Source organism: uncultured Campylobacter sp. (genome assembly GCF_937997595.1).
Lineage (GTDB): Bacteria > Campylobacterota > Campylobacteria > Campylobacterales > Campylobacteraceae > Campylobacter_B.
On record NZ_CALKTS010000002.1, the window covers coordinates 1 to 10,963 of the forward strand.

Annotated in this window: 11 protein-coding genes; 5 read left to right on the forward strand and 6 right to left on the reverse strand. The window is 48.8% G+C overall.

What is annotated here, in order from left to right; genetic code table 11:
- The coding region (locus Q0614_RS00035; RefSeq protein WP_298785641.1) for an SDR family NAD(P)-dependent oxidoreductase at positions 1–548 on the forward strand (548 nt) is incomplete at its 5' end.
- A gap of 250 nt (positions 549–798) precedes the next feature.
- The gene (locus Q0614_RS00040) at positions 799–1,398 is read left to right on the forward strand and encodes an NAD(P)H-binding protein (RefSeq protein WP_298785643.1); all 600 of its coding nucleotides are present in this window, start codon (positions 799–801) and stop codon (positions 1,396–1,398) included.
- Between the two features lie 8 nt (positions 1,399–1,406).
- Here the strand turns inward: Q0614_RS00040 and Q0614_RS00045 are convergent, their stop codons facing one another.
- Positions 1,407–1,616: a 4-oxalocrotonate tautomerase family protein gene (locus Q0614_RS00045; protein WP_298785644.1), complete on the reverse strand. Its 210-nt coding sequence runs from the start codon at positions 1,614–1,616 to the stop codon at positions 1,407–1,409.
- A gap of 188 nt (positions 1,617–1,804) precedes the next feature.
- Between Q0614_RS00045 and Q0614_RS00050 the strand changes: the two genes are divergently transcribed.
- Positions 1,805–3,577 (forward strand): aryl-sulfate sulfotransferase, encoded by a 1,773-nt coding sequence (locus Q0614_RS00050; RefSeq protein ID WP_298785646.1) that lies wholly within the window; start codon positions 1,805–1,807, stop codon positions 3,575–3,577.
- 164 nt (positions 3,578–3,741) lie between these two features.
- On the opposite strand, the gene Q0614_RS00055 is transcribed toward Q0614_RS00050, so the two are convergent.
- Positions 3,742–4,584: a substrate-binding domain-containing protein gene (locus tag Q0614_RS00055; protein WP_298082365.1), complete on the reverse strand. Its 843-nt coding sequence runs from the start codon at positions 4,582–4,584 to the stop codon at positions 3,742–3,744.
- A gap of 163 nt (positions 4,585–4,747) precedes the next feature.
- Here Q0614_RS00055 and Q0614_RS00060 point away from each other — a divergent pair, with 163 nt between their 5' ends.
- Positions 4,748–5,401, forward strand: a complete 654-nt coding sequence (locus Q0614_RS00060) for a thiol:disulfide interchange protein DsbA/DsbL (RefSeq protein WP_298785648.1) — start codon at positions 4,748–4,750, stop codon at positions 5,399–5,401.
- A gap of 324 nt (positions 5,402–5,725) precedes the next feature.
- On the opposite strand, the gene Q0614_RS00065 is transcribed toward Q0614_RS00060, so the two are convergent.
- The 4 genes from Q0614_RS00065 to Q0614_RS00080 are packed head-to-tail and all read right to left on the reverse strand — an operon-like array spanning position 5,726 to position 9,392.
- Positions 5,726–6,412, reverse strand: coding sequence for a response regulator (locus Q0614_RS00065; protein WP_298785650.1), 687 nt, complete (start codon positions 6,410–6,412; stop codon positions 5,726–5,728).
- A 1-nt stretch (position 6,413) separates the two neighbouring features.
- A complete protein-coding gene (locus Q0614_RS00070) occupies positions 6,414–8,063 on the reverse strand; it encodes a sensor histidine kinase (RefSeq protein ID WP_298785653.1) in 1,650 nt (549 codons plus the stop codon).
- A 39-nt stretch (positions 8,064–8,102) separates the two neighbouring features.
- Positions 8,103–8,726, reverse strand: a complete 624-nt coding sequence (gene dsbI, locus Q0614_RS00075) for a protein-disulfide oxidoreductase DsbI (RefSeq protein ID WP_298785654.1) — start codon at positions 8,724–8,726, stop codon at positions 8,103–8,105.
- Positions 8,727–8,735: 9 nt separating this feature from the next.
- A complete protein-coding gene (locus Q0614_RS00080; protein WP_298785656.1) occupies positions 8,736–9,392 on the reverse strand; it encodes a thiol:disulfide interchange protein DsbA/DsbL in 657 nt (218 codons plus the stop codon).
- A 234-nt stretch (positions 9,393–9,626) separates the two neighbouring features.
- Between Q0614_RS00080 and Q0614_RS00085 the strand changes: the two genes are divergently transcribed.
- On the forward strand, positions 9,627–10,963 hold a 1,337-nt coding region (locus Q0614_RS00085; RefSeq protein WP_298785658.1), incomplete at its 3' end, for an aryl-sulfate sulfotransferase.

Below are 10,963 nucleotides of genomic sequence, written 5' to 3' on the forward strand. Positions count from 1 at the left end.
GGGATGAGCTAAAAAGCTACGAGCTAAAGGCGCTAATTAATAGCGCTGGCTTTGGGGATTTTGGCTTAGTGGGAGAGCAGGATTTACAAAAAACGGTAAGAATGATAGACCTAAATGTAACCGCGCTCGCGATACTTTCGAGCTTATTTACGCGAGATTACAAACGCAAACAAACTCAGCTTATAAACATCTCCTCCGTGGGCGGCTATTTTCTGGCGCCCGGCGTCGTGCCGTATTGCGCTACAAAATTTTTCGTAAGCGCTTTTACCGAGGGCTTGCACCGCGAGCTAGCGCAGGATAAAGAGGCCAAAATGCAGGCTAAAGTTCTAGCTCCCGCCGCGACTAAAAGCGAGTTTTGCGACGTAGCTTCGGGAAAGCGCGGATTTGATTACGATGCGGCGTTTTCGCAATACCACAGCAGCGAACAAACGGCAGAATTTTTGCTCACGCTTTACGATAGCGATGCATGCATCGGAGAGGTGGATTTGGCTAGCTTCGAATTTAAACTTAGCGAACAGAAATTTAATTATATAGCGACCGCCAAATAGCGGATCGGGTGAGGCGAAAGCTCACTTATAGCTTGCGCTGTTAAGTTGCTTCTTTACGTGCGAGCAGGACTTGATTAGCTTCGTAACGACAAGCTGCGCAGGCAGGCGCCTTTGAATTTTACGCATTTATAGATCGCACGATGAGCCGTGCTGTGCAGACGATATGCGCGTAAAATTTAGAATAACGTAGCGCCGGAGTTAAATTTAACCACACAACGCGTTAAAATTTAAAGAAATTCAGGGAGTGAAAATGGGAAAATCCGCCTTGGTGCTGGGCGCTACGGGCGTCGTAGGTAGGGAGTTGGTGCGCGAGCTTTGCGAGAGTCCCGGTTACGATGAGGTAGAGGCGTGGGTGCGCCGCGAGATAGGCTTTTGCCACCCTAAGCTTCGCGTGCGGATCATTGATTTTGAGGGCATCTCGGATATCGCGCCGCATAAATTTGACGAAATTTTTTGCGCGTTGGGTACGACGATGAAGCAGGCGGGCTCGCGCGAGGCGTTTTTGCGCGTGGATGTGGACTACGTCTATGCAGCGGCGAAGTGGGGCAAAACAGCGGGCGTACGGCGCTTTGTGCTCGTATCAGCTCCGGGTGGGAGCGAAGGTTCGCCAAGCTTTTATCTGCGCGCCAAAGGGCAGATCGAGCGGCGCGTGAGCAAGCTTGGCTTTGACAGCCTTCAGATCGTCCGTCCGCTGACAATCTTGGGCGAGAGATCGGATACTCGTCTGCTAGAGCGGCTCGCGGCGGCGGTTTTTAAACTGCTGCCCGCCTGCGTGTTCGGCAAATTTAGACCGCTTAGCGGCACAAGTAGTGTGCGCTGCGAGCGTGATTTTTGGCTCAAAATCCTATAAAAATTCGCTCATTTTTTCTCTTTATTTTGTTTGATCTCCTCAAGACTTAGACCGCTTTTACCGATGCTGTCCATACCGAGCGTTTCGATCATCACGAGTATTGCGGCTGGGTCTTTGCCTAATACGCGTGCTAGCGTATTCGTAATCTCGGCGATGATTTGCTTTTTTTGCTCTTTTGTAGGCTCCGGAGCGGCTACTTTTATATTTATGAATGGCATTTTCTCTCCTTAAATTTGATAAAGCAGGGCTAATTATATCAAATTTTAGACTGTTACCCGTCTCGTTTGCGTTCTAAAATTTAAGTAGATATATTAGAATTTAACTTTAAATTTGATTTAAAGCTAGTATGATTATTATGTGATTCGGTAGTAGTAAAATTTGATAAATTTACCCAAAAGGAGCGAATATGCGTAAGAATTTTTTCGGTTCTATCGTTTTGGCTGCGGCCTTGGCAAGCGGCGCGCTTATAGCGGTGCCGCAGACTGCGAGTGCGGGCGTTTTGGCGCATCAGGTAAAAACCCAAGGCGAGCTCGGCTCGGTGTTTATCAACCCTTACGATGTGGCGCCTCTAACGGCCGTCATCGATAGGGCGGGCAAGGACATCAAGGATATCCACGTGCGGGTGCTCGGTAAGCCAAACGGCGGCATCGACATCGTCTATAAAGTCTCCGAGCATGCGCTGCTGACGCACGACGGCGTGCCGATCTGGGGGCTGTATCCGGATTATCTAAACGAGGTCGAAGTAAGCTACGTTTTTAACGGCGAAAAGAAGGTCGAAAAGTATAAAATTTACGCTCAGCCGATCGTGACGTATAGCCGAGATTATAGATTTAGCCACATGCAAAAGATGAAGGTTAAAAAGGTCGATCCTGCGTTTAAAAACAGGCTCTATCTCATCAATAATACGATCACGAGCGTCCATAAACCGCTTGATTGGAAAAACGGCGGTGCGGCTAGCTGGAATGATTTCACCGAAAATTTCGTCGTCGATACGCAGGGCGAGGTCAGATGGTATCTGGACTATCAGAAATTTTACGACCGCAGCGAGCGCAGAGTGATGGACGGCGGTATGATGATGGGCTTTCATCAGCTGCCAAACGGCGATCTGAGCTGGGGCATGGCGCAGCGATATATGCGCTACGATATGATGGGCAAGGAGGTATATAATCGCGAGCTGCCGCGCGGCTACATCGATCTTAGCCACGAGGTGATGCCGCTTAAGGGCGATCACTTGCTGCTTCGCGTCGGTAAATACAACTACCACCACGCAGACGGCAGGCTCTCGCACACGATCAGAGATCACATTATCGAAGTGGACGGCAGCGGTAAGGTCGTGGACGAGTGGGATCTGAATGAAATTTTCGGCAAAAACGTCTACCGCAGTAACCTCATCAAGGCTCTTGACGCTCGCGCCGTGTGCCTAAATATCGATATGGACGCCAAAGAGATCAAAATTAGCGACGATCTGCCTTTCGGCGACGTGACCTCGACCGGCACGGGACGCAACTGGGCGCACGTAAACTCGATCTCGCACGATCCTAGCGACGACGGCATCATCCTCTCGCTTCGCCACCAAGGCATCGTCAAGATCGGCCGCGACAAAAAGGTAAAGTGGATCCTCGCAAGTCCAGAGGGCTGGAGCGCGGACTTTAAAGAAAAAGTGCTTACTCCTGTCGATAAAAACGGCAACAAAATCGAATGCGAAAACTCAAAATGCGAGGGCGACTTCGACTGGTCGTGGACTCAGCACACCGCGTGGCTCACTCCGCGCTACGATAACAAGGGCTCCGTAAAGCACATCAGCGTATTTGACAACGGCGACGGCCGCGGCATGGAGCAGCCTGCGCTAAAAGAGCAAAAATACTCGCGCGCGGTCGAGTACAAGATCGACGAGCAAAAGGGCACCGTCGAGCAGACGTGGGAGTTTGGCAAGGAGCGCGGATTTGACTTCTATAGCGCGGTTACTAGCGTCGTGGAGTGGCAAAAGGATAAAAGCACCTACTTCATCTCAAGCTCGAACGTCTATCTGCTAAAGCCTGATAAGACGATCAAAATGGTGCTCGTGGAGATCGATCCGAAAACAAACGACATTAAATTTGAAATGGACGTGGAGTCTGCGTCTAGAGACGACGTGGCATACCGCGCGATGGTGATCGATCCGAATATCTTTGATTATTAAAATTTCGCGGCGAGTTAAATTTACTGCGATCGCCGGAGTTAAATTTTAAAATTTACGCGGCGGGTTGGATTTGAAATTTAACCCGCTTGCTTAAATTTTACCCACCGCGTCGTTGAAATTCGGCTTATCAAATTTGCCGAATTTTATCTTTTAAGGCCTAAATTCTACTCGCTTATAAAATATTTCTGAGCGTAAGCGGCGTCGTTGTAAAGTCCTTCTCCGTATCTGTCTTTACCGTAATTTTTAATGATCTCTTGCCCTGCGCTTGAGGCTACGAAATCTATAAAATCTTTCGATTTCTTGCTTTCGGCAGTATCGCTATCGTTTTGTCTTAGGGCGCAATACGTATTTATTAGATATTTATCGCCGCGAAATAGAATTTCGCTGGATTTTATATCTTTTTTCGCCACGACCCAAGTACTGCTATCGCTCATAAAATATGCTCCGTTTTTATCAGCTTTTAAAAGAGTCGCTAACATAAAATCTTTATTTGCCTCATACCACTGACCTTGTGGAACGATATTTGCCATTTTCCAGATACTAAGCTCTTTTTTATGAGTTCCGGAGTTGTCCGCTCTGGTGTAAAAAAGGCTTTGGGACTTGGCTATATCAGTATAGGCTTCTGTTACGTTTTGGGCGGTTTTTATCTTTGCGGGATCGCTTTTAGGCCCTACGATAAAAAACTCGTTTGATCCGATCAACGTCCTTTGCGTAGCCCAGCCCTCTTTTACGGCGCTTATTTCCGCCTTTGGAGCGTGAACCATAGCGATATCTATCTTTTTATTTTTCAAAAGTTCGAGAGTCTGACCGCTTCCTGCTTTTATCCAGCAAATTTTGGTGTCGTTTGCCTTGCTAAATTCATTAGATAAAACTTCGAGTAGCCCAAGCTCTCCCGGGCTTCCCGTAGCAAGCTTTAGCTCTGTTTTTCCATCTCCATACACTGCGGTGCACTCACTCGCCATCAAACTGGCGCATAGCAAAATCGCGATACAAATAGACTTTTTCATAACTACTCCTTGTTTTGAAATGTAAAATTTCAGGCATTATACAACCAAGGAACTTAAACTCGAAATGGTTAAAGAATTAAAAAAGAAGCTCGTTGCTTAGATTTTATTTCAAATTTACCCTTTATTTTATACAATCTTTAAAAATTACCGTAAAGGAAATTCGATGAAAACGATCTCCAAGATTATTCGAGCTCTAGCCGCCGTCTGCTTGCTTAGCGTAGGTGTAAACGCGCTGGAGGAAGGCGTTAATTATCAAGTGCTGCAAAAGCCGCTAAATGTGCCGAAAAACAGCATCGTTAAAATTTTTAGCTACGAGTGCCCGCACTGCTATGCGTTTGATAGGACGGTCACGCCGCAGCTGATGAAAAAGCTCGAAGGGGCGGAGTTTTTGCCGTGGCATCTAAAGACCAAGGGTGTGTTCGGACAGACGGCGAGCGGTATATTCGCAGCCCTCATCGTGCTTGATGAAAAGGACGATGTGAGTCCACTAAGCGATGAGTCAAAATTTAAAAAGGCAAAATTTGCGATTTACAAAGCGATCCACGACAAAAAGGACGATTTTGGTGGCGGCAGTGATAAACAAAGGTTCATCAAAACCGCGCTGGATGCCGCGGGCGTGAGCATGAACGAATATGAAGCGGCGCTTGCCAGCAAAAAGGCGCAGGCTCTGCTTGCGCAGTGGGACGCGGGCTACGAAGTCGCGGTGATTTCAGGCGTGCCGGCATTTGTCGTCAGCGGCAAGTATCTCTTAAACACCTCCTCGTTCGGTTCCGTCGATGAAATGGTCGCTGCGGTAAAGGAGCTGCTGGCGAAATAGGCTTCGCCGCGCCAAAGCAAGCTTTGTTTTACGCGCTGCATTAAATTTAGCCGCAGTGGCAGGCTTCTAGCAAATTTTATCGCTAGCCGCGCGGAACAATAACGATTAAATTTTACGTTTTCAAAGCGCGGGTTTCGGCGGGTAAGGTTTGAGCCAAAATTTAAAAATTTGACTTTAAATTTAAATGTAAAATTTCAAGGCGAAGTATCGCGAGATGGATTTAAGGGTTGCGACGTAAAAATTTAGCGTGGGCTGGACAAGGTAGTCCGCCGAGCTAAATTTTTACTAGCTCCGTTAAAGACGCTCGCGAGGCAAGCCGCAAAGTTAAATTTGATCGCCGCTTAGTAGTATGTACCCGCTTTCGCTGATATTTTTAAATTTAACCCCCAGCTCCCGCTTCAGCCTCAGCACGACGTTTTGTATCGCGCCCTTGCTCGTTTGCTCGCCCTCATAGACGAACTCCTCGATCATCTCGTAGCTTACGAGTTTGTTTAGATTGTACGCAAAGAGCCAAAAGAGCTTGTTTTGCAAAAACGATAGATAAATTTCCTCACCGTTTTTGTAGATCTTTTCTTTGGCGAGATTTATGCTGGTTTGCGGGCCCAGGCGCACGAGCTTTTCGTCCTTTTCGTAGGTTAGAGCTACGAGCAGGCGGCACAGAGCGGCGATATCGACGGGCTTTTTTAGAAACGACGCCGCGCCGTGCTCGATGCTTTTGATGAGGTTGTCGTCGGTGTCGTAGGAGGTAAAGACGATAAATTTTTGCGCGGGCTTTATGCGCATCATCTCCTTCATCATCTCAAAGCCGTTCATCGCGGGCATGTGGATGTCGGTGATGACGACGGCGGGAGCTAGCTTTTTAAAGCGCTCCAGCCCCTCTAGCCCGTCGCCCGCGCCCCAGACGCTTAGGCAATACGGCTTTAGCCCGCCTATTAGCAGCTCCCTTGCGATCTCGTCGTCCTCGACGATGAGGACGGTCAGGTCTTTAAGCAGCTTTAAATGCTCTTGCATCTCACTCCTTTAAATTTGTCTCAAAGCCGAGCTCAAACGTCGTCGGATCGCCCGCGCTCAGCAGCTTGACGTCGCCTGAAAGCTTTTCGTTTGCGAGCTTTTTGCCAAAATACAGCCCGATGCCGCTTCCTTGCTTTTTGGTAGTTTTTGGCTGGGTCAAAATTTTATCCCGAAGCTCCTTGCTCACGCCGCTGCCGTAGTCCGTGACGGATATTTTGCACATGCCGTTTTCAAATTTGACGTCCAAAAAAACCTGCCGTTTGGCGATCTCGTCTTTGTATCGCTCCACGACCGCGTCTTTTGCGTTGTGAATGAGGATGAGTAAAATTTGCTGCACGATGCCCATCCGCTGCGTGGCCTCTTCATCTTTAAACTCGCGCAGGCTTACCGCGACGTTTGCTTTGCTAAGCTCGGTGTGCATTAGTTTTAGTAGGTCTTTTATGCAGCGCTGCACGCTAAATTTTTGCGGAGCGTCGCTACTTTTATAAAAATTTCTAAAAATCTCGATCGTATCGCTTAAAAGCACGGTCGCGGCCTGCCCTTTTTGCAGCATATGCTCTAGCGTCGCGGCGTCTAGCTTGCCGTCTTTTTGTAGCATAAGCAGGCTTGATATCATCAAATTTAGCGAATTAACCGGCTGGATAAACTGATGATTTATGCCGCTGATTAGCTCGCCCGCCTCGCTCATGCGCGCTTTGTGCTTGAGTAGGGCCTCGTAGTCGTCTTGTAGGTTTTTGATTTTTGAGTACATAAAGTTATGTAAGAAATTCGCCACCAGCGCCAAAGCCGCGAACGCAAAAAGCAGGATGAGGGCGTTTTTTAGCGCGGAGTTAAGCAGCGCGGCGAGCTCCTTTTCGTTATCGGTGCCGGCTCCTATGAACCAGTTTAGCGTGGGGATCTCGGCGACGGAGATGAAATTTGAGCCGATATTTAGGCTCGTGATGTCCTCGTCGCGCAGGAAAAGCTCTTTAAATTTATCCTCGATCTGCTTTTTTAGCGCTGCGTCCTTCATCGGGGTTAAAATTTCGCCGCCGTGCGTGACGATAAAGGCGTAGGTATCTGGCGCGAGTTTAAATTTTTCCATATTTTTTAGTATGTTTTGCAGCTTCACCACGCCGCAAAACACTCCCGCAAACGAGCCGCCGTCCATGACGGGTACGCATAAATTTAACGTAGGCTCGCCTAAAATTTTATGGCGCTGCATAAAATTTACCGTGGGTGTGAGCGTGTTTTTGGTCTCCTCAAACCACACAAGCCCCGTGCGCAGGCTCTTTGGCATCGCTTCATCGTCGCCCAGCTCCTTGCCGTCCACGAATATTTCTCCGTCCTCGCGCAAAAACTGCAAGGCGTCGAATTCTGCGGAGTTTTCTTTAAAAAGACGTATGAAGCCGCCGAGCTTTTCGTCGTCTCGTATCGCGTCCGCGTTTTGCATAAATTTAGCCGCGCGCACCAGCGAGTGCAGCCGCTCGTCCAGCCAAAACGAGAAATTCCCGACGATATTTTCACTAGCGGCGATCTTGTTTTTATCCGCAAGCGCCGTGATCTGCGCCTTGGCGCCCTCGTAGTTTTTCACGCCCAAAAGTACTACGAAAAGGCTTGCGAAAATGATGATGAAGTAAATTTTAAAATTATGTTCGTGTAAGGCTTTCATGCGCCCAGTATAGCAAAATCGGTCTAAATTTAGACCGATTTAAGCTTTTTTGAGGGTTAAAATTTTGCAAACGAACATCGCGGCGAGCACGACGAAGCAGACGCCAAAGCCGATCAGCGTGCAGTCGGCCATCGACATAAATTTGCTTGATGGGATCAGATACCAGCCGTCCTCATAAAGATCGACTAAATACTTCTGAAAGCCGTCTAGCGTGACGCCCTCAGGCACCAGCGGATTATCGTAGCCGCAGTCGCCCGTAGGCAAGAACCAATCGGGCGCCCACCGCTCAAGCGGCAGGCCGAACGGATAGTGCGGCTCGGTCGAGCAGCCCTGCACGCCGAACGGATCGTCTCCGTGGACGGCGTCGTGGATTTTGATTAGTTTGGCGCTATACATTATGCCCTGGATCGCGCCCCAAAAGGCTAGCAGGTAGCCTGCGAGCGCGAGGAGTAAATTTTTGGGATTTATGATCGCGACCAGGCCTCCTAGCGCCATGCACAAAAAGGCAAAGCGGATATAGACGCACTGCTCGCAAGGCGGCATATAGACGTAGTTTTGAAACAGCGAGTGCGCTAGGATCACGAGTCCCACGCTCACCGCTATGAGGATCGCCCACGGCAGGCGGCTATCGCCGAATTTCGTTATTTTTTCCGCAAATTTCATGCCCACGCCCTATTTTTTAAGCAGCTCTTCAATTAGCTGCGCCATGCCGTCGATAGAGCTGATGGACTTCGTCATGATTAGGTATTTGCCGTTTACGACGAACGCCGGCACGCCTTGGATTTTCGCTACGTCGTAGCTCTCGTCCCATTTTTTAAGCAGTTCGGCGACTTTGGGATCCTCTAGCTTTTTTTGATAGTCCGCCTCGCTGATGCCCGCCGCGTCAAGCCCCGTCTTTAAAAACGCAGCCTCGTCCTTGCCGTCGCTCCAGCGCTGCTTTTGATCGTGATAGGCCTTGTAGTAGGCAAATTTTGCTTTTTTAAACAGCGAGTTTTCATCTAGCAGGCTCACGCCCTTTTCCTCGTCCATCACGGCTAAAACGGCAAAAATTTTACTCGCCGCCTCGCCGTATTCGCCCTTGGTTTTTAGATGAAACGGTACGTATTTTAGCCCCGCGACCTTTTCGACGACCTTCGGAGTGACGGTTTTGTCGTATTTATAGCAAAACGGGCATGCGTAGCTAAAGACCTTAACTAGCGTGTTTTGTTCTACCGATAGCGGTTTTTCGAGCTTTACGTAGTCCTCACCCTCGGTAAATGCGGACGCGCTAAGGGCGCCGAACATCGCTACGGCTAAAAAGCCTTTGCTAAATTTAGAAAATAGCTTCATGGAATGCTCCTTAAAATGATTTTGTTTGCGTTAATTTTATATCCTCTCGCCGCCGCAGAACTCACGCTAAGATAAATTTTAGATTAAATTTATAGAATTTCGGCTAAATTTTGGCGCAAAAGCTAAAATTTGAAATTATTTTTTATAATTAAGCAAGTTTTAATAAACGCGTGATTTTTATGTTAGCGAGGTTGATTAAAATTACGATATCAAACCAATTCAAAGGAGAATAAGATGAAGCGAACTCTTTCCTCATTTGCACTGGCTGCGGTGCTTTTAGGTGGTCTAAGTACGGCTGCGCTAGCTATCGGCGGACCTAGCGGCGCGCACATAGACTACGCCGTCCCCGGCAAGATCGGCGAAGTAGTCGTTAATCCATACGACATCGCGCCTCTAACGGCGGTGATCAAAAACGGCGGCTACACGCTAGCAAACGCAAAAGTCACCATCGTGCCGAAGCCGGACGGCCAGACGATCAGCTATAAGGTCGCCGATAAACACCTTCGCACGCACGGCGGAATCCCCGTTTTCGGGCTCTACCCCGACTATCAAAATACCGTCGAGGTCGAGTACGATAAAATTTATAAGGACCAAACCGAGCACGTAAAAGAAACCTATAAAATTTACGCTCCCGCGATTTATCTAGAGAGCTCCGGTATGCCGTCTCAAAAGGGCGCATTGTTTGATAAAATCGAGGTCGTGAAGGCTCCGAGCGCTAAATTTGCAAACCGCCTCTACTACGTAAATAACTTCGTAAATAAAACGGGCAAGGGCACCAAAGTCGTGTGGAACAACCCCGCAGGCGGCGCGATCGAGTGGAACTACAGCCCGAACAACTTCATCCTAGACACCAAAGGCGAAGTGCGCTGGTATATGGAGCCGAGTAAAATTTACGACCTCAAGCAGCCCTTTAGCGCGGGCGTCATGATGGGCTTTAAGCAAAACGACGACGGCGCGATGACATGGGGTTACGGCCAAAGATACGTCAAATACGACATAATGGGACGCGAAATCTTTAACCGCGAGCTACCTGCGAGCTACAACGACTTCTCGCACTCTATGGACGTAGCGCAAAACGGACACTACTTCCTGCGCGCGGCAAATGCCAACTATAAGCGCGCCGACGGCAAAAACGTCCGCACCGTGCGCGACGTCATCGTCGAGGTCGATCGCGACGGCAACGTCGTGGATGATTTTAGGCTGTATGAAATTCTCGATCCGTATCGCGACATCGTGCTAAAAACGCTCGATCAGGGTGCGGTGTGCCTAAATATCGACGCTAAAAAGGCGGGGCACACCGCAAGCGCAGACGAGTTAGCTGCGATGGATACGAACGAAAAATGGGGTGATATCGTGAGTTCGGGCCCTGGACGCAACTGGGCGCACGTAAATAGCGTGGACTACGACCCAAGCGACGATAGCATCATCATCTCTAGCCGCCACCAAGACGCCGTCATCAAGATCGGTCGCGACAAAAAGATCAAGTGGATAATGGGCGCGCACAAAGGCTGGAAGGACCAGTTTAAAGGCTATTTGCTCCAGCCTGTAGATAAAGACGGCAAAAAGATCGT

Bases quoted from the DNA above. Each gene is read 5' to 3' on its own strand.
- Q0614_RS00045 (WP_298785644.1), bottom strand. From the start codon at position 1,616: ATGCCATTCATAAATATAAAAGTAGCCGCTCCGGAGCCTACAAAAGAG.
- Q0614_RS00080 (WP_298785656.1), bottom strand. From the start codon at position 9,392: ATGAAGCTATTTTCTAAATTTAGCAAAGGCTTTTTAGCCGTAGCGATG.
- Q0614_RS00040 (WP_298785643.1), top strand. From the start codon at position 799: ATGGGAAAATCCGCCTTGGTGCTGGGCGCTACGGGCGTCGTAGGTAGG.
- Q0614_RS00070 (WP_298785653.1), bottom strand. From the start codon at position 8,063: ATGAAAGCCTTACACGAACATAATTTTAAAATTTACTTCATCATCATT.
- Q0614_RS00060 (WP_298785648.1), top strand. From the start codon at position 4,748: ATGAAAACGATCTCCAAGATTATTCGAGCTCTAGCCGCCGTCTGCTTG.
- dsbI (WP_298785654.1), bottom strand. From the start codon at position 8,726: ATGAAATTTGCGGAAAAAATAACGAAATTCGGCGATAGCCGCCTGCCG.
- Q0614_RS00065 (WP_298785650.1), bottom strand. From the start codon at position 6,412: ATGCAAGAGCATTTAAAGCTGCTTAAAGACCTGACCGTCCTCATCGTC.
- Q0614_RS00055 (WP_298082365.1), bottom strand. From the start codon at position 4,584: ATGAAAAAGTCTATTTGTATCGCGATTTTGCTATGCGCCAGTTTGATG.
- Q0614_RS00050 (WP_298785646.1), top strand. From the start codon at position 1,805: ATGCGTAAGAATTTTTTCGGTTCTATCGTTTTGGCTGCGGCCTTGGCA.